Genomic DNA, 22,829 nt, shown 5'->3' with positions numbered 1-22,829 from the left:
CTAAACGAAAATCAGGATATCAAATGTATTGCCCTAAATGCTTTAACAGTTCATTAAACTTCAATACTCGCGGTATTATTCATGTGATTATCAATGGAAAGCAAATGGACTCAGGACGCTTTCTGTACAACCTAGACCATCTTGATGATCCGCAATTTTTAAATGATCTCAAAGACAAAGTAGAAGAATTTTTTAAGTGGTATTCACAATTTCAAAATCAAGAAGTTATTACGACGGTTGAATTGTGCACGTCAGATGTCGTTTGTGAAAATAAATGCGCTATTGCTATTGATCAAAAATTTTCAATTTTAGACGTTATGGTAAGAAAGCAAACTCTTATAAAAATACTCAATGATTTGAGTTCTAAATATGGTGTAAAAGTAGAGTTAGCGCGCTAACTCTTCTTTTTAATCCATAATTTTTTCGAAATTTCACAAATAACTTGTCCCTCATGATCCTTCACTTCAACTAGAAGTTCTGGCTCAAACTTGCCAAGCTCATCCACTTTATTCTTAATCTCAGTGAATTGATCCTCAGTAATTTCGAAAATGGCGTGAACTCTACCACGACCTGGTCGTTTAAAATCTATCGATGCCGATTTATCCCAGACAATATAATCTTTTCCGAGCATACGAAGAAGAATAAGCATATAGAAGGGATCACACATTGAATAAAGAGACCCACCAAAGTGAGTCCCCACATAATTGCGATTAAAACGAGTGAGATTCATAGACACTTCGAGTTTAGTGCCTTCTTTATTAAGAGGCTTAACTTTTACACCTGCTCCTAAAAATGGCGGATAAAAATTAATCAGTTTGAATATCATTGAATCTCTAAATTTACGATTCACAAAACTCTCCAAAAAAAAGGGACTCATGATGAGTCCCCTTATTTTAAATTATTTTGAGTTTTGTTCAAGGTCCATTCTAATGACCCCTTGCCATACCTTATTATCAGGATAAATAAAGTCGGCCTCACCTACTAGTCTTACGCCAAAAACATTTGAATCAGACATATAAAGTTTAGAACGCACAAGAAATTTTCCTGTATCAATTTCAATCTCTAGTAACTTCGTATTTGTAAGTGCATCGTCAACATACTGAAGAATTTTTAAATTTCCCTCTTCAAGACTATATGTTTGAAATGATTTCCCTAAATTGAAGTCAATGAATAGACTTAAGTTTTCAACTTTAGTGCCATCTTCTGAAAAAGTAATTTTCGAAACATCATCATAACTGTCTTCGCTACCAGAAAATACAAATCGATAAAGTTTACCGTTAGACTCTTCTAGCGACCCCATCATATTTAGGAAAAGGGCCTTCCCATAATCTCTGATAGTTTTTTGATGTTCATTATCCAAGCGAAGCGACTCGATTCTATTTTTTTCAATAGACTGGCATTTTGAAGCATCTTGACTTAGTTGTAGTGCTTCTTCTTCAGTCATATCGATATATGAATCAACGACTTTAGAAAGATCATTACAAACTCTAAACATTTCTGCACGTCGTTCGGTTTTATCTTCGCCATCTTTAATTCTTACTTTAGAACATTTATTTTCATTTGCACCACTTTTGATTTTGTAACATGTATACGCATCTAGAAGTGGTGAAATTTGTTCTTGAATAGAGGCAATCAGTTTATCATTGTCAGAAATCTTCACTTGCGCGTTATCTCTTGCAATCCCTACTAATTGAATAACCTTAACGATTGTTACAACTTTGTCTTCGGCCATCATTGATTTAGCAATAGTTGAAGGAACGCGCTCTTTAGCACCTTTCACACTTCCAATAACTGTTTCATAAATTTCAGGATCAAAAGTGTATGTGTAGTTCCCCACATCCCCAACTTGAGGATAGACAAGAACTGTTCCAGATTTAATTTCCTCATTAATGGCCGTGTAATCAACTTCTAGATTTTGACGAATAAGTTTATTGAACTTGTTGCTATCAACTTTAATCAAAGAAGCATCTTTTCCACAACCAACAAATGCTACAAAAGAAAGAGCAATTAATATTTTTTTCATCTTCACTCTCCCTTAAAAGAACAATGAGAAATCAAGCGTTGTAAAAGGGTCTTTAACAACGTTTTTCCCAGAAAGTACTCTTGTATGAGTCAGGTTTAAACTTAAAGGCACTGGAAATTTCTTCGCTCTATAAAGACCGATTGTATCGTATCCAACAGAGAAAAGAGCGGCTTGCATATTTTGAACACTGTCCTGGGCCAAATAATCATAGCGTGACTGCTCGTATTTGCTCCCTTTGTAAGTATCCGCTTGCTTGTACTGTAAACTGTAGGCCGTTCCTAAAGTCACTCCAGAAAAGCCGTATTTGGCCCCTAGAGATGCTTGAAAAATATCCCCGAGATCACGCTTAACATTATTATCTGAGTCAGGTGAAAGTTTACTTAGGCCATTGAATGGAATTCTTTTTTCTACCGTATCAGAGAATTGAACTGTGTAACCTAAAGATGAGGCCAGCACAAATTTTCCAAGAATCAAATCATGGGCGATATTTAGACCAATATCTGTTTGCCCATCTCCACCTGGAACATCAATGACTTTATTTGGATTCTCTTCTTCGCCAGTTGGTAAAGTCACTTCCGCACCAAGTGTCACAACATTTTTTGCATCTTCGTAAGTTTTATATTTTCCTACGAGTTTGATGTCGCCAAGTTTTGTCGTTGTCTCATTTTGAAGAGGCTCATAGTTGTACTCTTTCACTTTTTCGTTAACGGGATCGTTAAGTTTTGTGAATGTTTCAACTTGCTTATCCGGTGCAATATTTGTCTTTTGCTTAAGAGCAGCGTGAAGGGCCGGGTTCTTGTGATCAACACCTGTGTCAATATTTACAGAAGATCTCGTCACAGGAATGGCCACGGCCGCTGTAAAGCGCTCAGTGATACCCCATGCAAACACAGGCACATTGGCCTGAACTTCTATATTCACCTGACCTTTTACTGATCCTAGTGAATCTTCTAAGCTCGCTCCCATTTCAATCATTTTTGCTTCGATCAAACCTTTATCATTGGGATCTTTAGTACCATCCAAAAGATTCGCAAAAGTAATTTCAGAAAAGAATGGATCAGCAAGAACAACTTGTTGCCCAGAACTATTGAACTTGTCCGAAGGCGAAGCCGCTACTCCCTTGTAAGTAAGATTTCTCACCCCTTTAGGAAGAACACTTGCTGAGGAAATATTTAATGGTGCACCAATACCACCAGCGTATGAAGATACGCTGGCCATTGTGAGCATTAGTATAGATATCTTAATCATAAACTCTCTCTCTTAGTTCTTAGATTATTATCTAGTACAGTTTTTATCGAAATATTCTTTGTTGTCTTTTTCAGCGAAGAAATTTGTGAACTCAACTTTCGACTCAGGAACAAGCTTAGAATTGTAAGTCTCAAGAATAGACTCATCTTCTTGAGCGGCTTCCCATAAGAAAGAAATATCGTCATAGATTTTACAGAATTCTAAATCAGCAAGCTTAAGTTTCTTTTCTTTAACCATACCTTCAAGAAGAAAAACAACATTGTTCACATGATATGAAAGCTCTAGCTCTTCACCATCTACTTCAACAGTTCTGATCGTATTTGTGTAGGCCTTTACAAGGTAGTTTAGACCTTCGTTATTCGACTCTCCTGGAACTTTCAAATAACCCATTCCAAGAATTCTATAAACACCGTAGTCTTGAATTGTATCATCAAGATCTTTAATTTCTTCAAGAGCTGGCTTCATATCGCTATACCATTTTCCAAGTGAAGCAAGAACGCCTTTGGCCTCACCCCATTTACCAATATTAGCGGCAAACCAGTAATTAGAAATTGCGATTTCTGTTTTTGTTGCAGCACTGGCCTTAAGAAGATTCTCAGCTTTTTGAGCCGCTTCGTAACCACGCTCATGTAGAGATAATTTTTCTTTTTTAGCATCGGCCTTAATACCAACGTAATAAATTGCTTCGGCCTCACCAAGAAGTAGATTAGCTTTTTCAACACCTGATGCCTTAGCAGCAAGAGTTGCATAAATATCTGCGGCCTTTTTAGCGTTGGCCACATTTTCGCCTCTGTTGGCAAAAAGTGTTTGTGCTTCTTCAAGTGTATTTGCATTCGCTACGACAGCGAAAGTAAGTGATAAAATCGCAATTAAGCTTCTCATGGTCATCCCTCCATTATTTTTATTGCAGGCACAGTACAATGCATTAAAAAGACCGCCAAGTCATTTTTCACATTTTTTGCGAATATAAAGCATTTTTATCAGATCTCTCCACTTTCTGGTGATAATATGCTGAATTAATTGACAATAGTCGTAATAAATAAATTCCGATATAATGGATTTTGAACTATTTAAAGGCGAAAACTATGGCAAAGTGTCACGAAATAAATAAAAGACAAAGAGAAGGAATTGCTCCGAAATCTTATAGTGAAAAATTCGCCCTATGGTTTCACCTGCTCATTTGTAAAAACTGTGCCCGCTATGAAAAGGGCCTACAGCAAATGAGTGCCTATGCCAAAGAAGTTTTAAGAGCAAAAAGATCTCCCGAAACAGGAGATCTTGAACGTAGAATTGTGGAAGAAATTAAGAAGAAGAAAGTTTAATATAGTGTCCCTGATACTTTCTCATATTAATCACTCCAATATCAAAAATGAGATACTGGCCTTTAATTCCCATTAATGTTCCTTCAATCTTTGGTGTTTTTTCAAAAGAGAGAGATTTAACTTTAGTTGGGTACTCAAGAACGGGATACTTAATCTCAGTAATATCATCATCTAAATCAGTTGCATCGTATTCATCAAAAAGATCGCCAAACTCCTCATAGATTCTTTCGCGCTCTTCATAAAGATCAATCTCTGGAACGACATTTTCAAGCATCTTGCGCCAGTTTGTTTTATCACTCATGGTCTTTTTAATTTCGCTTTCAATAAGACCAGATGTTTTTCTATCTTTTACCTTCACAAGAGGAATAGCATAGCTGGCCCCTTGATCAATCCAGCGAGTTGGAATTTGAGTATGTCTTGTAATTCCCACTTTCATCTGATCTGTCACTGATAAATAAACATAGTGATCGATCATACAATGCTCTTCACCCCACTTTGGCTCTCGACAAGTCCCCTCAGCATAGTGGCACAACTCAGGTCGAACAATACAGCTATCGCACTCAGCAAGTGTGATAAAGGCCTTATAAGAATAACCTTGTCCGTAACTTTTTTTAATTTTTTCACCAGTGGCAATACAATTGATTATCCCAGTGAACTCCAAAGTTACTTTCTTACCAATAAGCTCATTCATTGGAACACCAACATCACTAAGAGGTAGAGAATATTCCACCACATCGCCAAGCTTACTCTTCATTTTTAAAATATTACCTTCGTATGAAATCGCCATTATGCCCTCACCAAAAATGCACTAAGAGATTGAATGACTGGCATTGGTATCTCATGGCCACCGTGAAACTCATGATACTCATGATTTTGATCATTCTCTTCTAAAAACTCTTTTAATCGTCTCGCTTCACTTACAGGCAATACAGGATCTACACTTCCATGACTTTGAAAAATAGGAAGAGAAGTACTGTGACTCAATAAATCTCTCCAATGAGATTCAGACACAAATGTACCTGATAAAATAAAAAGCTTATCCACGAGTCCGGGATTTTTGAAAGCAACTTCACTTGAAATCATTGATCCTTGTGAGAACCCTCCCAATATAAGACTGCTGTGCTTTTCTTTTAAACTTTTTAAAAGGGCCTCCACTTTTTCACTCGCTTCTATAAAACCGTCAGGAATTTTGTCTGCAAAAAAAGAACGAAAACTTCCTTTCATAAGTGCTTGTTGAAGTCCCATCATATCAATTGGAAACCAAGCTCTTCCTTCCATGCCATAGCCAATATCGACAGATAATGGTGCATCTAAAAAATACCAATGGAAATGTCCACTTTGATCCATCATCTGCCCAATAGGCGCAAGATCATTGCAGCTTGCTCCATAGCCGTGTAAAACGATAATCGCCTTATCAGAAGTCCCTGCTTTGTAGATTATATCAAGGTCATTTTCTCTTATCATTTTCATATTAAAATCATCCTTAGGCCTTTTTATAGGCCCTTTCTTTTTTTCTATCAGGGTAACAAGTTTGACAAATATCACAGTGAAGACCATTGCACTGTCTGGCCGTGCAGTATTGGCGGCCGTAGAAAATAATTTGAAGGTGAAGCTTATTCCACTTTTCTTCAGGAAAGACTTTCTTTAAATCTTTCTCCGTTTGTTCGACATTTTTTCCATTTGTTAACCCCCATTGCTGGGCCAAACGGTGAATGTGAGTATCAACCGGAAATGCTGGCACCCCAAAGGCCTGGGCCATGACTACTGATGCCGTTTTATGACCGACACCTGGAAGTTCTTCTAACTTTTCAAAACTCGCAGGCACCTCACCTTGATGCTCTTCCATGATAATGCGAGAAAGTTCCCAAATTGCTTTGGCCTTTCTTGGGGCAAGCCCACATGGACGAATAATATCTTCAATCTCAGCAACAGTTAATTCCAACATATCTTGTGGAGTATTGGCCTTTTTAAAGAGATTAGGAGTCACCTTATTAACTCTTTCATCTGTACACTGAGCTGAGAGTAATACCGCTATAAGAAGCGTATAAGCATCTGTGTGGTCCAGAGGTACTGGTGCCTCAGGAAATAAATCTTCAAGGCGCTCTAAAATAAAATCTGCCCTTTCCTGCTTTTTCATAAATTTCTCCTTGAACCACAAAAATAGCAAAAAGTTTTCAAGTTGTAATTGACGCAGCGTTTTTTTTGGGGTCTACAGTAGATATGAAACATTTGGCCCTCTTTCTCATCAAAATTTATCAAGTTTTCATCTCTCCGATGCTCGGGCCAAAGTGCCGTTTCTACCCCTCATGCTCTGAATATGTGAAGCAAAGTTTTATTGTGCTTCCTTGGTACAAGGCCTTATACTATGGGCTAAGAAGAATTCTTAAATGTCATCCATTCCATGAGGGAGGATATGATCCAGTACCAGGCAGTGATCCAGATCACGATAATCATACTTGTAAGCATCATTAATATTCACTCATTTGCTGATGAGCTTCAGGCCCGTCCCTCAGATGAAATTGCAAAAATCTTAAAAAAGATAGAAATGCCAGACTCTCAGCTCGCTTATGCTCTCTACGATGCTGAAAATAAAAAATTTCTAGAAACACTGAATTCGAAAAAAGAATTCACTCCTGCCTCACTACAAAAAATCTTCACCGCATTTTATGCTCTGTCTATTTTAGGTGACGAGTTTTCTTATTCAACAAAACTTCGTTTTAAAGGACCAATTGAAAATGGAGTTCTAAAAGGCAACCTCTATCTCATTGGCTCAGGAGACCCTTCATTTATTTCAGGAACACTGATTAATTTCATTCTGGCGATTAAAGAAAAAGGGATTAAGAAAGTTGAAGGTAAGCTCATTCTAGTAAATGATAATTTCATAAGTGAGAAACGCCTTTCAAATTTTGGACTTGATGATCAAACATATAATCCAGGACTAAGTTTTTTAAATCTCGACTTCAATCGCTTTCAACTTAAAAAAGAAAACTCTGGCCATACGGCAAAAGCAACTTTCTATACAATTCCCCCTGTTAGTTCTATTGGTATTGTTAAGGATTATAAGCCGTTTACTCCCGGTATGAAGTTTCGCTTTGATGGCAACGACACAAATTCTGAAAGTTGGAGTGTGAGCACATATAACGACTACGGCAATTTAGAAGAAATACCGCTACGCTATCCTCATATTTATGCCGCCGAAACTTTTATCTTTATGGCAAAGGCCAATGGTATTGAGCTTAATAATTATGAAATTGGTAAAGATGATAGCACGCGAACATTATATCAATACAAAAGTCCCGATCTTAAAACGATTGCTGGACTTGCAATGGAGTACAGTAACAATCTTTACAGTGAAGCAATCCTCGTAAAAGCGGCAATGAAAGAAAATTCAAAAATTTCTTCAATTGCGCAAGCTGCTCTCCAAATGAAAGAGTGGTATTTGAAAAAGTACGGTCAAGAAAAATTCGTACAATCAACATTCGCTAACGGTTCAGGACTTAGTATCGTCAATCAAACAACTGTTGAAACTCTTTCTGAATTCATCGGCAATGTGAGAGAAACAAGATTTGATGGTCTCTACTTCCTATCACTCTTTTCATTATCAGGTCATAACGGTTGGATTAGAAAGCGTCTCAACACTTCGACAGCAAGTTATCGAGTTTGGGGAAAAACAGGTTCACTAGATTACGTGAATAATATTGCAGGATTTATAAATACTAAATCAGGTAAGACACTCTATTATGCAATATTCACAAATGATTTTGAAAAGCGTAAAGCTCTTGAAGGTGAGAACAATCAATATCTCAATACTCTACGTTCAGGTGCTCGATCTTGGAATAATAAAACAGATCAAGTTCTCGATACCCTTTTAGAAGAGTGGATCGCAAAGTACTAGAGCGTGTGATAAGGATCGACGTCAATTTTGAATGAAATGCCTGAGATCCTATTGTAATTTTTTTCAAAGAAATTAAGAGTCGTATGTAAGTGGGCAACATCTTCTGCTCTAAGAAGAATTGTCCATGTAAACTGTCCACTTCTTCTTTCAATACTTGCTGGCGCTGGTCCAAGCACATCTACTTTAAAAGAATTTTTCGCGCAAAACTCTTTGATCCCATTGGCCACAGAAACACTGTGTTCAATTAACTTATCTCTAAATCGACCATTAAAATGAATCACGGCAAGCTTACTAAAAGGAGGAAAACCTGAAAATTCTCTAATGCTTATTTCATCTTCATAAAAGCCATTAAAGGAATGTTCTTTGATTGTAGAAAATAACTTATTCTCAGGAACAAGTGTCTGAATAACGACTTTCGCCTCTTCTGAATAACGTCCTGCACGTCCTAAAATTTGAGTAATCGTTTGATAGGTTCTTTCGATGGCCCGGAAATCAGGAAAATTCATCATACTATCAACACCAAGTACTAGAACAAGATTTACTTTCTTAAAGTTGTGCCCTTTTGACAGCATTTGAGTTCCAACAAAAACATCAATATCACCGCGATGAAAAGCATCCAATTTTTCAGTTAGTGCGTTCAACGTTTTAATCTCATCTCTATCAAAGCGATCTATTCTCTTATCAGGGAAAACCTGTTCTAAAACTTCTTGTAATCTCTCTGTCCCAAAACCTTTTTGCAAAAGGTTCATATTGCCACAGCTTGGACAAATTTCTGGCATCGGGATTTCAAAATCACTATGGGCCGATGAAAGTATACCTTTATTTTTAAAATACCTAAGCGCAACTCCAGTATTGGGATCTTCGAATTTATGTCCACAAGCACGACACTGAACATAATTGGCAAAACCAAGTCTATTCACAAAGACTAGAACTTGCTCACCACTATCGAGGGCCGACTTTATGAGATCAATTGAGCGCTGTTCAAAAGGCCATAGAGACAATTCATCAACACTCAACTTCTTTCCACCAAATCTCGCATCTAAAAGTTCAATTTGTGGGAAATTTCCTGCAATACGCTCTTTCATTGTGAAGTAGTGATCTTGCAAATTTTTATTGTGAGTGAAGCTGAAATAATTCTCAACCGATGGAGTTGCAGAACCCATAATCACAGGGCAGTTTGCAAGCTGGGCCTTTTTAATGGCCACATCACGACCATTGTAAGGGCAACGATCACTTTGCTTGAAAGAGCTATCATGCTCTTCATCGACAATAACTAGTCCTAAATTCTGGGCAGGAAGAAAAACAGAGCTTCGTACACCCATGATAATCACAGGGTTTGGCGATTCTTTTAAAAATTTCCAGGCGATAAATTTTTCTGAATTCGAAATACCAGAATGATAAGACAAAATTGGACAATCTACATAATCTAAAAAAGTTTCTGTAAATTGAGGCGTAAGATTTATCTCAGGAAGAAGAAATAAAACACTTTTACCACGAGCAAGCGTGTCGCGAATAAGATTCAAATAAACCAGCGTCTTCCCACTTCCCGTTACCCCGTGAATATAAAAGCGGTCAAACCCTCTATCTAGGCGAGCAGCGATATCTTTATAAATGGGGGCCTGAAGTTCTCCAAGATCGTGAGGAAGAGTTTTACCTACCCCATTTTTTAGATCAATCTTCTTAGGCCTTTTCATAATTTCAGGTAAGCTCTCGAAAATCACCATCCCTAAATTATAGTGATAATACTTGGCCATCCATTCGTACAACGAAAGCTCACTATCAGTTAGTGACATGACTTCAGGCAAAACTTCTTCAACTTCTTTTATTTGGAAGCCAGCAATTTCTTCGCGAACATCATCTTCACTTAATTGACTTGCAACGACGCAACCTTCAACTTTTCTTCGCCCCAAAGGAACTTTAACGAGGTCTCCACGTTTAACAACGTGTTCACCCACTTTATAAGTGAGGATTCCTTCTTTTCCAGGGTATTTTACGGCTACGCGACAATAATGCATGATTTTCCATTGAATGACTTACCCATTTAGAATAGTAAAAAAAAAGGCCCCTGCATAGGGGCCTAAATATCTTCAAATCGGGAATCATCTCTCGATGGAATTAAACTTGAGGCTTCTTCAACCTCAGATGATTTTTTAGCTGATGATGTATCTTCTTTTTTGACTACCTCATCACGCTTTTTAGGTTCTTCTGCTGCGATTTGTATTTCTTCTACATTTTTATCATCTTCAAAATTTTGATCCTCTATTGAAAAATCATCATCTCTCAATGACTGATCTGAAAAATCATCTTCAACAGGAATCGTGCGTAAAAGAGTAGTGTTATCATCACTTAAACCGTTCACTAGATTATCGAGATCAATAATAATTTTTTGCAAACGTTTTGACTCTTCTTCTAGTTCATTAGAACTATTAAGGGCCATAGATGCTATTGATGAAGTTGAATGTGTCAGCTCATCAAGTTGTCCCATTGCTTTGGCCACTTCAGAAATTCCCGTGGCCTGTTCATTTGAGGCGTAGTTGATTTCCTGAACTTTCTCATTCACTTCAACAACATTTGATAGAATTAAACTAAGAACCTCGTCACACTCTTTGGCACGAGATGAACCATGCTTAATTCTCTCCTCACCTTGACCAGCAAGCTTTTCTAGATTCTGTTTTGTAATAGTAACGATATCGCTTACTTTTTTTGTAGAATCATCAAGCATCGAAGCAATTTCAGTTGCGGCCTTACCTGATGCACTTGCAAGTGATCCAACCTCTTCTGCAACAACGGCAAAACCTTTACCATGCTCACCTGCCCTAGCAGCTTCGACAGATGCATTAAAAGCAAGCAGCTTTGTTTGGAATACGATATCGTTGATTACTTTCGTTTTCTCACCAATTTCATTAATAACATTGATGATCTCTTGCATACGCTCACCAATATTATCAGTCTCTTTTACGATATCTTGATTACTTTGATTAATTTCATCCATTGCCACAATCATACTGGCGATAGAATCCTTCCCTTTCTTAGCAACATTTTGACTCTCCTCTGATTTTTTACCTGAGAGTTCAACGTTTTCTAAGTTTTTATTAACCATACTAGAAAGTTCATCAAGAGTTGACACGGTTTCTTGGATGGCCGCTGCAATTTCAGTCGCACCAGCGCTTAGTTTTTGAGAGTTTTGTTTAATGGCATTAGAATTTGTATCAACATGCCCAGAAACACCTTGAAGTGTTTTATTGGCATCTAATACTGGTGAAATCATCTTAGCAATTGCAAAGAAGCCCACAAAGAATATTGCAATAAACGTTAGCACAGAGGCGATAATGATAAAATTAAGCATTGAAGAAATTGACTGAAAAACTTCAGAGACTTGCTTTTCACCTATTAACGCCCAAGTTTGTCCAAAAGCATGTAAAGGTGAATAATAACTTAATACATCATATCCATTCGGATCTTTAATATAGTGGTAACCCTGTTTTTCTTGTTGAGCAAGCTCCACAGAACTCGTCTCCACTTTAATTTGATTCTTAACAGAGTTGTTCACATTATACGTTTCTTTTCCAATGAAAAAATCACTTCTAAGAGTTTTATCTTCACCGACTAAGTAAACTTGACCTGTTTCTCCCATACCGACACGACTTGTAACGATTTTATTAAGATCATCTAAGTCAACTTGTGAGACAACGACACCCATGACGTCTCCTTTAGAGATCCCCTCAGATGCGTGATCAAATTCAGCGAGCTTTTTAATACAAAAGAATGCACTGGCACTTTGGATCGATGCGAGATATTCGAATCCACTAAAGAAAACTTGATTGCCTTTACTATCACTAGCAGCTTTGTAACACTGACTTAGCTTCGATTCTTTTAAGACTCCATTTGCGAGGTTTTTCCCTAGGAGTTCTCCATCTTTTTCTTTATAAGAAGACATGATAATTTGAGCATCAATACTTGCAAGATAAATATTTTTTACATTGAAATCTTTTGCCATTTCTCTGACACGATCACCGTAAATTTGCTCTAATTTTTGATAAGGTTCAGAATAGATATTGAGATCTTTTCCAGCAGAGAAGTTTCCTCCATAGAAGGCCCCTTCATAAGCGAGGAACAGACCTTCCATAAGGCGGTCTGATCCTAATCTTAACGACATCTTCTTAGCATGTTCTAATGATGATTCAATTCTAAGCTTTAATAATTCACTCGTAGAGATCATTTGGTTGACTGTTTCGCGCTCAAGAGCTTCCTTCGATTTTCTAAATGAAATGAAAGAAGTTACACAAATGCATACGAGGCACATTACCATAATGAGTAGCAGCAGCTTAAAACGAAAGCTCCTACGTTTAAAAAATGTCGTCATTTCTAGTCCCTGTACTTAATTATTTCCAGACACCTGAGCCAGCAATCCACTTTTTAGGACCTGGACACATTTTAACAAACGAGATTTTGTCTGTAGCTTTTTCTGCACCTGGCTTAGGCCATTGATAATCAACCCATCCTCCAGCAGCATTTGCTTTTGCCATTTTGTCGAACTCAACAAAAAGGAGCTTTCCAGCTGGGTCTTTGTTTTCCATTAGAGACTTACCATTAAGACGTGGCTTAATTGGGTGTAGAACCATCTTCACATCAGAATCTTGAATCCATACATAATTGTCTCCACAAAACTTGTAAGACTTAATTTCATCAAGCGCCCCTTCATTCTTTGCCTCAATAAGCTTACAAGCTTTCTCAACAGCAGCTTGTGCTTCTTCCTTTTTGCATTCGGCAGCATTAACTGATAGCGATGATAATGTGAACAAGATGGCAGCTGTCACATAAAAATGTTTTTTCATTCTCTTCCTCCGTTTTATGTATCTGTATTTTCGTACAAAAAATAAAAAAACGTTAGGGAAATTAACTTAGAGATTTAAAAAACCTTTCCCTCTTTGAAAAAATTCTTTTAGATCATCTAAGTTCAATTCATATTCCCAAGAGAAGTTTTTTATAAAACTATCTAAGACTAGTACTGCCTCAGCTTCGGCCTCTGCTCCATCTTTAATTGCTTTTATTCTCTCTAGAATACCAGCATTAACTTTTTCTAAATCTTGATACTGTTTTCTTAATTCTTGAATATTCCAATCGAGTGTATGACCACATAAAAACCTATTAAGAAAATAGAAACTGACTACTCTAATCAACGTTTCCTCATAAGTTGAAAAAGGTTGGTGAGTCTTGGCCATAGGTTTTAGAAAATCAAAGTATTCACATTCACTAGAGGCCATTAGTAGACCAACAAGTGAGGTTAAAGGAACATGGAGTTCATCCTTTGTTTCAACTTTTCTGCCATTAAACTCTACAGATGCTGTAACAACCTCATGAGGGTTATGATTTTTGAAATCATTTACAACTTGGGTAATATTTCTAAAAACTGGACAGTATTTAAATTCTTTTTCAGAGTAAGGACAATGCGTACATTTACAAAAATCAAGTCGGGCCATTTCCTCTAGATCTTTGGGAATGATCTCACTTTCAACTAAGGTGCCATCAATATTATCAATGACAATATCTTTAGTGTAGACTTCGCCATTAGCAAAAGAAATCTTGTATTTGTAGGTGTAGGGTTTTTCGCTCATACCCCTATTATAGAAAGGCCTGCTCTTAGCAGACCTTAATATTTACTCAATTTGAATTACTTATTAATAGCAAAGACTTGGAGTCTGAATGAGACCATCTCCGGCGGTTCCATCAACTGCCGTACGCAAAGATAATGAACTGGAACTATCATTGCAGTATCTTATGTCTGAAAAGCTTGGATTTCCATTAACAAAGATAGAATCATTTGTCCCAATACTTGCATAGTTCAATCTAACACGAGCAGAGCCTTTCGTTGCGCCTGTTCCACCTTCATCAGCTTTGATAAAATGAAGTCCACTTCCATTATCAGTAATAATACTTCTGGCGGATAGGTAAATGGCACCTCCACCAGCAAAGGTTCCATTACCGTCTCCAAAAGGAGCACACTGGGAAAGTGTAGATGAACATTTAGATTGCCCACTAATCGTATAGAACCCCTTAGCATAAGAATCTATAGTTGCACCATTTCCATCAAAATTCATCTGCAAATTATCTCTAACTCTTATGGCAATAACACCTCCTATTTTATTAGTTTCATCGTAGGCCGCTGCCACAATAGGAGTTGAACCTGATAGAGAAATCCCTTTATAGTTGAATACTTTTAACATCTGCACAGAACAGGCTGAACTGCTGATATTTGGTGTCGTGCCAAAAACTTCATTTATACTTTTGAAGAAGGTAAATGAATCACCACTTTTAGAAGCAATTCTATTAAAGACAAAACGTCCTTGTCCAAATCCTGACCCACACGTTCCGTCATCTTCAGTAATGTAGAGCATAACCTCATCATTAGGTAAAATATTTGTTCCGTGACCAGAAGTAACTGTCACTGAATTACTCGATAGAGTTAGAATATTAGCAAAATAATTTGCATCAATAGTCGTAATCACTGATGAGCCATCCTGACCATTACCAAAAACCTGCGCATTATTTGCACTATTTGGATTGTGTTCAAAATATAAAGCGACACGAGATGAATCAAAATTATCACTGGCCATGAAGAAAGATTTTTTATCTGGCATCGTACTATTTACACGAAGTCCACTGCGAAAATCCGAAATACTTGGATTACCTACACAGTTTTCTTCTGGATATGAAACAAGTGCAAGATTAATGAATGAATCAAATCCATTCCCTGTTGGAAGACGAACTGACTCATCAGTGGCCATATTAATACATTTAGTTTTAAGTCCAGGAAGGAAAGATTTATTACCACCAAGTTCCATTTCACCTGGTAAAACAATCTCATATGATTTTGATAGACCAACATTAATTACAGAGTTTAAATTATTCACACCATAACACTCAGATCCACTCACTCCCCCAGCTGGAATCTGCATACAACTATAGAAGTTAACTTTTTTAAACATATAATCAGCTTCAAGATCTGATAGCGCAGAAAATCTCTCTCCTGTTGTTGGTAGCTGAAAATTACAGCCGGCCTTTGACAGAGTTAATTCAATTTGTTCTTCATCAAATGAAAACTTCTTAACTCCAGAGTAACCGCAACGAACATCCCCACTTAGTCCAGTGTTTGCGACTCCTGCCACAGTAGAACTCCAACCGATGGCCGCAAATTCCCAGTCTCCTTTTTCAAGAGTAAAGAAATTATCAGAACCATCCAATTTAAGACCAATGGCAATAGATTGGAAATCATCTAGTCTATGCCCAACTAAGTAAACACCACCATTAAAAGATGTTGTTCCAGTGCTAACAAGATTACTTAGCTTAAGCTTTACGTTGGTACTATTACCTTTTTTTCCGCAAGCGATTAGTGTTGTAAATACCGTCATTAGTAGAAGCAACTTTTTCATAACTCACCTCAAAATTAAGATACTTTTATTTTAGCGTCTAACTTTTAGGTACACTTACATTTTGGATTTAAGTCACTGTAATGATGGAAATAATATTTTTCAGTGGTCCAGATAAAACGGAAGGAATTTTGAAAATTTGCCAACAATTCCGGACATAAAAAAGGCCAAGTCTCTGATATGACTTGGCCATTTTTTTTAGTTTAGACTTTATCATCACCTAGAACTGTGACCAATAAATCCTTCACCGAATTTTCCAATTCTTTTGCATGGCTAGAAAGACCCTGCGCTAGCTTCTCCATATCATTCGAAGTTTTTGTATTATGATGGGCCACCCCATCGAGCTGATTCATCGCACTTGAAATTTCACTTATCCCCTGATTCTGCTCAAGACTCGCATCAGTAATCTCTTGACTCATCTGTGCCGCTTCACTTATTTGCTGGACAATTTCTTTTAGAATTATTTGACATTCGTTCGCAACACTTTGTCCAAGTTCTACTTTTATTTTCCCGATATCAACAAGATCATTAATCCTCGAGTTGGTTTCACTAACTATCTTTTCAACTTTTTGAATACTATCTGTTAGCATATTCGTAATTTCATTTGCCGCATTACCACTCATCTGAGCAAGACTTCCAACCTCTTGAGCAACAACGGCAAAGCCTTTTCCATTCTCACCTGCTCTTGCCGCTTCAACCGAAGCGTTGAATGATAATAGTTTTGTTTGAAATACGATATCATTAATAACTTGTGTCTTCTCACCAATCTCTTTTATTACAGCTATGATCTCATCAAATTCTTTTTCACTATTTTTAACTTGAACAATGATGCTCTCATTTGATTGATTAATTTCTGACATGGCCTCATTCATTCTTGCGACAACTTCTTGACCATCTCGCGCCTTACTTTGAGAACTTGCAGAAACGGCGGAAGCATTCTGTGCATTTTCAGTTGTTCTTCTTAGCATCGTTTCAACTTCTTCAAGGGATGCACTTGTTTGTTGTATCGAAGCACTTTGTTCTGTTGTGGACTGTGAAAGATTTGAGGCATTCTCATTGACTTCTTTAGATGCACCACCTACTCCATCAGTAACTTTTTGGAGTCTATTTGCAACATTAACAACATTTGCAAGTGGCGTCTTTATTAATAAATAAGCGATAAAAACCACACCTATAATAGGAAGCATTCCAAAAAGAATGAGAGTACGGGTATGCTCGTCAGTTTTCCTTAAGGCCCTTATCTCATCTATATTCGAAGAAATAGCAAAGACGCCATGTAAGCGTCCATCTTCCCAATTTTCCATCGGATATCCTAATATATCCTTGCCGTTATTCCACGGGCTGAGTCTTGGGTCACCATGACAGGTGAGACAACCTTGTTTTTCACTAAGACGAACTGGTTTAAAAACAGTAATCACTTCACCATCATTATGAACATATTGCTTCAAACTTTTATCTTTTAGAAACTTATCATAAACTGTTTTTTCAAAATCATTTGCTAAATTCTCTTTCCTTCTTGGTTCATTCGAGAAAACTCTAAATAGATAGCGCTCTTTCTGAGAATCTTTTTCACCGATCTTCATTGCTGCGAAAATAGGAACTTGTTTTAAAACTTGTTCCTTGTCTTCTTTTGTCATTTGATTATCTGAAGAATAAGCTTCTTTGAATTTTTTAATTTCAGATGATAAGCCACCTTGTAGTGCGACGTATTCAGTGGCCGCCTCTAATCGAGAGTGAATTGTCTGGGCCTTTTCAATAATACCTGCAGCGAGTTCCTCCTTTCCAAAATAAATGGAGACAAGTATTGATAGACTTGAGCAGAGAACACACGATGAGCCAACGATCCACATAATGCGTGTTCTGAAGTTTAATTTTTTCATCCTCTTTCCTTTTTGACGTGATAAAAAAATTATAGAAGGAACAGGTCAGAAAAAAGTATGATCTGAATCACAAGCACTCTTTGCCTATAAATCAAATGGCTTTTGACGTTTTGCTTTTGATAAATGAATTTCTCTTATTGTTATGAAGAAAAAATAATGATTAAGTATGCCTCTATATTTGGTCGCTAATGAGATGAATAAAGGGGAAGTCTTAACTTCCCCTCTATTTAAATTAACCTTTGAAATTAGGTCATTTCTAAATTTTTACGTTCCAGATTGGTCCTTCTGGTGTGTCTTGGAAATCAATTCCCATGTTATGGAGCTTGTCTCTAATTTCATCAGATTTTGCAAAATCTTTTTCCAAACGAGCATTTGCACGCTCTTCAATAAGAGCATCAACTTCGTTTCTTGATAATCCTTTTTGTTTCAAAAGAATATCATCAACCTCTCTTAGAAATTGTGATGGCTCTTCAACAAACAACGCCATCATTGAACCATATTGAAGTACCCACTCTTTAAATCTTTTCACTGTAACATGAGTAGCTGGATCTTTTAATTTCTTACCAAGATTAAGAGCATTAAACCCTCTAACTGCTTCATAGATGCAAGCAATAACTTCATTTGTAGAGAAATCGTCATTCATTGATTTCTCGATTTTCTTATCAAGCTCTTTTAACATTGAATCGAAGTTCTTCTCAGTAGCTGCGCCAGCTACGGCCTCGGTTTTTAAAAGCATTTGATTTGCAGAGTTGAGTGCATGATAAACTCTTGCAAGACCAGAGAATGTTTGTTCAATTTTTTCATCACTAACATTGAGTAAAGATCTGTAATGAGCAGAGAGCATTAAGAACTTTAAAACTTCTGGATGATAAGTATCCATGAAACCTCTTGCCGTAATGAAGTTTCCAAGGGACTTACTCATCTTCTCCCCTTTAATATTAATGAAGTCGTTATGCATCCAATAGTTTACGTACTTGCAACCTGTGCATCCCTCACCTTGAGCAATTTCGTTTTCATGGTGCGGAAAAATTAAGTCAATTCCACCTCCGTGAATATCAATCGTATCGCCTAGAAGTGATTTAATCATGGCAGAACATTCAATATGCCAACCTGGACGACCTTGACCCCATGGTGATGCCCATGAAGGCTCACCTTCTTTGGCCGGTTTCCAAAGAACGAAGTCAAATGGGCTTAACTTATTTGGATCAACTTCTACTCTTTGACCAGCATGGAGGTCATCGAGTTTTTTACCCGAAAGAGCACCATAAGGTTTGAATGAGTCAATTGAGTAAAACACTTCACCATTAACGACATAGGCCTTTTTCTGTTCTACAAGAGAAGCTACATACTCAATAATCTGATCCATATAATCAGTTACTTTAGGATTGTGATCATGCTTTCTTAGACCTAGACGAGAAAAATCTTCTTCAAAAGCGCGAATAAATTCTTCCGAAAGTTCATTTGAAGTAATACCCCTCTCATTTGCACGGGCAATAATCTTATCATCGACATCAGTGTAGTTATAAACAAATGTAACGTCATAACCACTATGCTCTAGCCAATTTCTCACCATATTGAAGAAAATGGCCCCTCTAAAGTTTCCAATATGAAGATAGTCATAAACAGTAGGACCACATACATACATTTTCACCTTGCCAGGCTCGATGCTTTTAAATGACTCTTTTTCTTTTGTCATAGTATTAAATACTGTTAACGTCATTTTCCCTTCTCCATTTATCTTGTAATTTGAATTATAATTTTATTGTAAGAATTTTAGCCGCAAAAAACTATTAGCAGCAGCATGTGCTACAGCAGCAACAGCAAAGGACTTGAATTGTGGATAACGAATTTGATCTCGTCATTAGAAATGCTACCTTTTTAGTAGATGGTCACCTCAATATAGCCGATATCGGTATATATGGCAAAAAAATAAAAAAAATTGAAAAAAATCTACAGGCCAATGCCAAAGAGGAGTTTGATGCCTCAGGACTTCATGTTTTTCCTGGTGTTATTGATAGCCAAGTCCATTTTCGCGAACCTGGCCTAATCCATAAAGAAGACCTCTACACGGGCTCTCTCGCAGCGGCACTTGGTGGTGTTACCACATTCCTAGAAATGCCAAACACTAATCCTCCTACGACAACAGTAGAGGCCATCAATGAAAAAGTTCGTCTTGGAAAAGAAAAATCACTCGTTAATTTTGGATTCTTTATTGGGGCAACTGGAAATAATTTAGAAGAGCTACAAAAATCACAAGGGCTTGAAGGTTGCTGTGGCGTGAAGATCTTTCTAGGCAGTTCAACGGGATCTCTTCTCCTTTTTGACAGAGAAAAGCTTCTGGAAATTTTTAAAAATATTTCATGCCCAATCGCTGTTCACTCTGAATCTGAAACTATTCTTAATCAAAGAAAACATATCCGCGACAATGCAAAGTCTGTTCACGCCCACTATGAGTGGAGAAATGTCGATAGCGCTGTTGAATCAACAAAAATGATTCTCTCTATTGCTAAAGAGGCAAAAAGAAAAGTTCACCTTCTTCATATCACGACTAAAGATGAAATGGAGCTAATCGAAAAAGATCGCAACTATTGCACTGTGGAAGTGACTCCACAACATCTCACTCTTTATGCTCCCGACATTTACGATATCATCGGAACATTTGCTCAAATGAATCCCCCAATTAGAGAAAAAGTTCACACAGATGGTTTATGGCAAGGTTTAAATAAAGGACTCGTAGATGTAATTGGCTCAGACCATGCACCACATACGACTGAAGAGAAAAATAAAGGCTACCCAGACACTCCTTCAGGTATGCCTGGCGTGCAAACGATTTTTCAAATCATGCTCAATCATCACCTTAGAGGAAAAATTAGTATAGAAAAATTGCAAGAGCTTCTTTGTGAAGCCCCTGCTAAACTGTATGGACTCAATAAAGGGAAAATTGCACCTGGCTATGATGCAGACTTTTCGATTGCTGATTTAAAAGGCGATCACCTCATCACCAATGAAGAGCAGGCATCTAAATGCGGCTGGACTCCCTACAATGGTATGAAAGTTAAAGGTCGCATCGTTTCCACTATTGTCATGGGATCAATTGTTATGTTAAACGGAAAGATACTGCACGAAAATGCAGCTTCACCCATTATTAAAAAGGACGCTACATGCTAACTGATGCACGTGTACTAGAAGCATACGAAATCGCAAAATCAACTCGTGACCATGCTCACGCCCCTTACAGCAAATTTCACGTTGGAGCGGCCGTCGCATTCAAAGGTGTTGAGAAAATTTTTGGTGGCTGCAACATTGAAAATGCGAGCTACGGTGGAACTGTTTGTGCTGAGAGAACTGCCCTATGGTCAGGGATAACGGTACTTGGAAGAAAAGAAGTTGATTTTATCGTTGTTGTTTGTGACACAAATCCTGTCACTGTTCCTTGCGCTTTTTGCCTACAAGTCATCAATGAATTTTCTAAGGGAGATGCACCAATCTATCTTGGAGACCTTGAAGGAATTAAGAAAAAAGTCCTTTTCAAAGAACTTCTTCCTTACCCATTTGATACTTTATTTTCTTAATTTAAAACGTGGTACACTTCGCGTGTACCATATTCACAGTCTAAGCATTTAGACGTTTCTTGGGCCAACATATTTTGAGAATCGGTGATATGTGTCAAAATAAGCTTGGCCCCGCAAACAGGACAATTCTCAATCTGCTTTTTCACTTCATCAACAGAGAGCAAGTACTTCTCATAGGTCTCAATTTCATAGAGTTTTTGTGCCGACATAGGTCCTCTCTTTAGGCGATCTTCTCCCTACTATTATCGTCGAATATTAACATTTCATTTAGAAAAAAGAGTGTCGAGCGTTTGTAAAGCCTCTATAAAATCTCTCTATTTTGAAGGACATGGCCAATGCCAGATTAAGATTTCAATGATTTAGGACTGAAGAAACACGTCAGAAAAGTTCATAAACCTGTTATGCTTATAGAGTAAGGCGCAAACATGGTTTACAACAGCACCTTAGTAATATAAAAAGGTTGCGCAATAAAAAAAATAAGGTCTTTTATGACCTATTTTGGGGAACGATAGAAATGAATGTAGAAGCTTTAAGAAATACAAGAGAAGACATTCTAGACTGTGAAGTTAAAGATAAGTCAGGTCTAAATGATTTTCAAAAAATGCCTAACCAAGTTCAAATCGCAATTCCACGCGTTGGTATCGAAAGATTTAGAATCCCATTAATGTTTGAGCATGGCGATGGTCACACAATGAATCATGATGCAGAAGCATCGATGTTTGTTTATTTAAAAGCATCTAAAACAGGTGCTAACATGAGCCGCTTTTGCGCAATCCTACAAGAGGAAGGAAGTAAGATTCCTGTGAACTCTGCTTTTTACAAGAAAGTTCTAGGACGCTATAGAGCTGATCTTCGCGATTTCGAAGATGAAGATCTAATCGAAAAAGCTCACCTAAAATTAAAATTTAGCTACCCTGTTAAGCAAAAGTCTTTGAAGTCTGAAAACTGGGGATGGCAATATTACAAGTGTGAATGGGAAGGGATCGAGAATAAAGATGGTCGCGTTCTATTGTATTTAACAATCCAATATGAGTACTCTTCAACTTGTCCTTGTTCACTATCAATGTCAAAGCAATACGAAGAAGAATACCGTCAAGGTCTAACGACAGAAGGTTCAGGAATTGCATCAGCTCACTCTCAAAGATCAGTCGCAACTGTTCAAGTCGTATACGATGTAGAAAGTGGATTTTCAATTGAACGTCTGATTGAACTTCTTAGAATTGCACTTCCAACTGAAACACAATCTCTTGTTAAGAGAGTTGATGAGCAGGCCTTCGCTATTTTAAATGGTGATAATCCTATGTTCGTTGAGCACTCTTCAAGAAGAATTTCAACAGTACTAGATCACGAAGATAAGATTCTTGACTGGAACGCCAAAGTTGAGCACATTGAATCTTTGCACAGCCATAATGCTGTTGCATACATTCAAAAAGAATCACCTAATTACTAAAAAAAAAGGCCT

Annotated in this window: 22 protein-coding genes; 7 read left to right on the top strand and 15 right to left on the bottom strand. The window is 37.3% G+C overall.

The window, feature by feature from the left end; all coding sequences use genetic code 11:
* Positions 1–23 precede the first annotated feature (23 nt).
* On the top strand, positions 24–398 hold the full coding sequence (locus M899_RS02330) for a hypothetical protein (protein WP_021269767.1): 375 nt from the start codon (positions 24–26) through the stop codon (positions 396–398).
* Here the strand turns inward: M899_RS02330 and M899_RS02325 are convergent.
* Genes M899_RS02325 through M899_RS02310 form a run of 4 tightly spaced genes read right to left on the bottom strand, consistent with a single transcriptional unit; the run spans position 395 to position 4,153 of the window.
* A complete protein-coding gene (locus M899_RS02325; RefSeq protein WP_196801719.1) occupies positions 395–850 on the bottom strand; it encodes a YiiD C-terminal domain-containing protein in 456 nt (151 codons plus the stop codon). The two genes, M899_RS02330 and M899_RS02325, sit on opposite strands and share 4 nt — an antisense overlap.
* Positions 851–898: 48 nt before the next feature.
* Entirely contained in the window at positions 899–2,023 is a 1,125-nt protein-coding gene (locus M899_RS02320; RefSeq protein WP_021269791.1) for a hypothetical protein, read from the bottom strand.
* A gap of 12 nt (positions 2,024–2,035) precedes the next feature.
* A complete protein-coding gene (locus M899_RS02315; RefSeq protein ID WP_155897041.1) occupies positions 2,036–3,271 on the bottom strand; it encodes a hypothetical protein in 1,236 nt (411 codons plus the stop codon).
* Between the two features lie 27 nt (positions 3,272–3,298).
* Positions 3,299–4,153: a hypothetical protein gene (locus tag M899_RS02310; protein WP_021269780.1), complete on the bottom strand. Its 855-nt coding sequence runs from the start codon at positions 4,151–4,153 to the stop codon at positions 3,299–3,301.
* 203 nt (positions 4,154–4,356) lie between these two features.
* On the opposite strand from M899_RS02310, the gene M899_RS02305 reads away from it, so the two are divergent.
* Positions 4,357–4,593, top strand: a complete 237-nt coding sequence (locus tag M899_RS02305) for a hypothetical protein (protein WP_021269795.1) — start codon at positions 4,357–4,359, stop codon at positions 4,591–4,593.
* Here the strand turns inward: M899_RS02305 and M899_RS02300 are convergent.
* The 3 genes from M899_RS02300 to nth are packed head-to-tail and all read right to left on the bottom strand — an operon-like array spanning position 4,574 to position 6,730.
* Positions 4,574–5,380: a DUF2797 domain-containing protein gene (locus M899_RS02300; protein ID WP_021269813.1), complete on the bottom strand. Its 807-nt coding sequence runs from the start codon at positions 5,378–5,380 to the stop codon at positions 4,574–4,576. The genes M899_RS02305 and M899_RS02300 overlap by 20 nt on opposite strands.
* On the bottom strand, positions 5,380–6,063 hold the full coding sequence (locus M899_RS02295) for an alpha/beta hydrolase (RefSeq protein WP_021269761.1): 684 nt from the start codon (positions 6,061–6,063) through the stop codon (positions 5,380–5,382). Before M899_RS02295 ends, M899_RS02300 begins: the two co-directional genes overlap by 1 nt.
* A 13-nt stretch (positions 6,064–6,076) precedes the next feature.
* On the bottom strand, positions 6,077–6,730 hold the full coding sequence (nth, locus tag M899_RS02290) for an endonuclease III (protein ID WP_021269764.1): 654 nt from the start codon (positions 6,728–6,730) through the stop codon (positions 6,077–6,079).
* Between the two features lie 83 nt (positions 6,731–6,813).
* Between nth and yidD the strand changes: the two genes are divergently transcribed.
* Together yidD and dacB are read left to right on the top strand one after the other, a co-directional pair.
* Entirely contained in the window at positions 6,814–7,065 is a 252-nt protein-coding gene (gene yidD / locus M899_RS18180) for a membrane protein insertion efficiency factor YidD (RefSeq protein ID WP_021269784.1), read from the top strand.
* Entirely contained in the window at positions 7,007–8,488 is a 1,482-nt protein-coding gene (gene dacB, locus M899_RS02285) for a D-alanyl-D-alanine carboxypeptidase/D-alanyl-D-alanine endopeptidase (protein WP_034727477.1), read from the top strand. The genes yidD and dacB overlap by 59 nt, the downstream gene beginning before the upstream one ends.
* Here dacB and priA read toward each other — a convergent pair.
* From priA to cysS, 7 genes are all read right to left on the bottom strand, one after another.
* Positions 8,485–10,503 (bottom strand): replication restart helicase PriA, encoded by a 2,019-nt coding sequence (gene priA / locus M899_RS02280; RefSeq protein ID WP_021269793.1) that lies wholly within the window; start codon positions 10,501–10,503, stop codon positions 8,485–8,487. The two genes, dacB and priA, sit on opposite strands and share 4 nt — an antisense overlap.
* Positions 10,504–10,565: 62 nt before the next feature.
* Positions 10,566–12,851 carry a methyl-accepting chemotaxis protein gene (locus tag M899_RS02275; protein ID WP_081653699.1) on the bottom strand — a complete coding sequence of 762 codons (2,286 nt, stop codon included), beginning with the start codon at positions 12,849–12,851 and terminating at the stop codon, positions 10,566–10,568.
* Between the two features lie 19 nt (positions 12,852–12,870).
* Positions 12,871–13,323, bottom strand: coding sequence for a cache domain-containing protein (locus tag M899_RS02270; RefSeq protein ID WP_021269792.1), 453 nt, complete (start codon positions 13,321–13,323; stop codon positions 12,871–12,873).
* Positions 13,324–13,389: 66 nt separating this feature from the next.
* Positions 13,390–14,103, bottom strand: a complete 714-nt coding sequence (locus tag M899_RS02265) for a DUF6901 family protein (protein ID WP_021269796.1) — start codon at positions 14,101–14,103, stop codon at positions 13,390–13,392.
* A 63-nt stretch (positions 14,104–14,166) separates the two neighbouring features.
* Positions 14,167–15,918: a hypothetical protein gene (locus M899_RS02260; protein WP_021269769.1), complete on the bottom strand. Its 1,752-nt coding sequence runs from the start codon at positions 15,916–15,918 to the stop codon at positions 14,167–14,169.
* A 200-nt stretch (positions 15,919–16,118) separates the two neighbouring features.
* On the bottom strand, positions 16,119–17,795 hold the full coding sequence (locus M899_RS02255; RefSeq protein ID WP_021269789.1) for a methyl-accepting chemotaxis protein: 1,677 nt from the start codon (positions 17,793–17,795) through the stop codon (positions 16,119–16,121).
* A 256-nt stretch (positions 17,796–18,051) separates the two neighbouring features.
* Positions 18,052–19,515: a cysteine--tRNA ligase gene (gene cysS, locus M899_RS02250; protein ID WP_021269803.1), complete on the bottom strand. Its 1,464-nt coding sequence runs from the start codon at positions 19,513–19,515 to the stop codon at positions 18,052–18,054.
* A 116-nt stretch (positions 19,516–19,631) separates the two neighbouring features.
* Between cysS and M899_RS02245 the strand changes: the two genes are divergently transcribed.
* Complete coding sequence (locus tag M899_RS02245; protein WP_021269783.1) at positions 19,632–20,963, top strand: dihydroorotase; 1,332 nt, start codon at positions 19,632–19,634, stop codon at positions 20,961–20,963.
* A complete protein-coding gene (gene cdd, locus M899_RS02240; protein ID WP_021269808.1) occupies positions 20,957–21,367 on the top strand; it encodes a cytidine deaminase in 411 nt (136 codons plus the stop codon). Before M899_RS02245 ends, cdd begins: the two co-directional genes overlap by 7 nt.
* Here the strand turns inward: cdd and M899_RS02235 are convergent.
* The gene (locus tag M899_RS02235; RefSeq protein WP_021269774.1) at positions 21,364–21,576 is read right to left on the bottom strand and encodes a hypothetical protein; all 213 of its coding nucleotides are present in this window, start codon (positions 21,574–21,576) and stop codon (positions 21,364–21,366) included. The two genes, cdd and M899_RS02235, sit on opposite strands and share 4 nt — an antisense overlap.
* Before the next feature lie 305 nt (positions 21,577–21,881).
* Between M899_RS02235 and folE2 the strand changes: the two genes are divergently transcribed.
* Positions 21,882–22,817: a GTP cyclohydrolase FolE2 gene (folE2, locus tag M899_RS02230; protein ID WP_021269786.1), complete on the top strand. Its 936-nt coding sequence runs from the start codon at positions 21,882–21,884 to the stop codon at positions 22,815–22,817.
* Positions 22,818–22,829 lie beyond the last annotated feature (12 nt).

Origin of the sequence: Bacteriovorax sp. BSW11_IV (assembly GCF_000447755.1) — a bacterium.
Classification (GTDB): domain Bacteria; phylum Bdellovibrionota; class Bacteriovoracia; order Bacteriovoracales; family Bacteriovoracaceae; genus BSW11-IV.
Note: the sequence above shows the minus strand (reverse complement) of the source record. Positions and strands in the feature narration are given on the sequence as shown.

Bases quoted from the DNA above. Each gene is read 5' to 3' on its own strand.
- M899_RS02330 (WP_021269767.1), top strand. From the start codon at position 24: ATGTATTGCCCTAAATGCTTTAACAGTTCATTAAACTTCAATACTCGC.
- M899_RS02320 (WP_021269791.1), bottom strand. From the start codon at position 2,023: ATGAAAAAAATATTAATTGCTCTTTCTTTTGTAGCATTTGTTGGTTGT.
- M899_RS02315 (WP_155897041.1), bottom strand. From the start codon at position 3,271: ATGATTAAGATATCTATACTAATGCTCACAATGGCCAGCGTATCTTCA.
- M899_RS02310 (WP_021269780.1), bottom strand. From the start codon at position 4,153: ATGAGAAGCTTAATTGCGATTTTATCACTTACTTTCGCTGTCGTAGCG.
- M899_RS02305 (WP_021269795.1), top strand. From the start codon at position 4,357: ATGGCAAAGTGTCACGAAATAAATAAAAGACAAAGAGAAGGAATTGCT.
- M899_RS02300 (WP_021269813.1), bottom strand. From the start codon at position 5,380: ATGGCGATTTCATACGAAGGTAATATTTTAAAAATGAAGAGTAAGCTT.
- M899_RS02295 (WP_021269761.1), bottom strand. From the start codon at position 6,063: ATGAAAATGATAAGAGAAAATGACCTTGATATAATCTACAAAGCAGGG.
- nth (WP_021269764.1), bottom strand. From the start codon at position 6,730: ATGAAAAAGCAGGAAAGGGCAGATTTTATTTTAGAGCGCCTTGAAGAT.
- yidD (WP_021269784.1), top strand. From the start codon at position 6,814: ATGAAACATTTGGCCCTCTTTCTCATCAAAATTTATCAAGTTTTCATC.
- dacB (WP_034727477.1), top strand. From the start codon at position 7,007: ATGATCCAGTACCAGGCAGTGATCCAGATCACGATAATCATACTTGTA.
- priA (WP_021269793.1), bottom strand. From the start codon at position 10,503: ATGCATTATTGTCGCGTAGCCGTAAAATACCCTGGAAAAGAAGGAATC.
- M899_RS02275 (WP_081653699.1), bottom strand. From the start codon at position 12,851: ATGACGACATTTTTTAAACGTAGGAGCTTTCGTTTTAAGCTGCTGCTA.
- M899_RS02270 (WP_021269792.1), bottom strand. From the start codon at position 13,323: ATGAAAAAACATTTTTATGTGACAGCTGCCATCTTGTTCACATTATCA.
- M899_RS02265 (WP_021269796.1), bottom strand. From the start codon at position 14,103: ATGAGCGAAAAACCCTACACCTACAAATACAAGATTTCTTTTGCTAAT.
- M899_RS02260 (WP_021269769.1), bottom strand. From the start codon at position 15,918: ATGAAAAAGTTGCTTCTACTAATGACGGTATTTACAACACTAATCGCT.
- M899_RS02255 (WP_021269789.1), bottom strand. From the start codon at position 17,795: ATGAAAAAATTAAACTTCAGAACACGCATTATGTGGATCGTTGGCTCA.
- cysS (WP_021269803.1), bottom strand. From the start codon at position 19,515: ATGACGTTAACAGTATTTAATACTATGACAAAAGAAAAAGAGTCATTT.
- cdd (WP_021269808.1), top strand. From the start codon at position 20,957: ATGCTAACTGATGCACGTGTACTAGAAGCATACGAAATCGCAAAATCA.
- M899_RS02235 (WP_021269774.1), bottom strand. From the start codon at position 21,576: ATGTCGGCACAAAAACTCTATGAAATTGAGACCTATGAGAAGTACTTG.
- folE2 (WP_021269786.1), top strand. From the start codon at position 21,882: ATGAATGTAGAAGCTTTAAGAAATACAAGAGAAGACATTCTAGACTGT.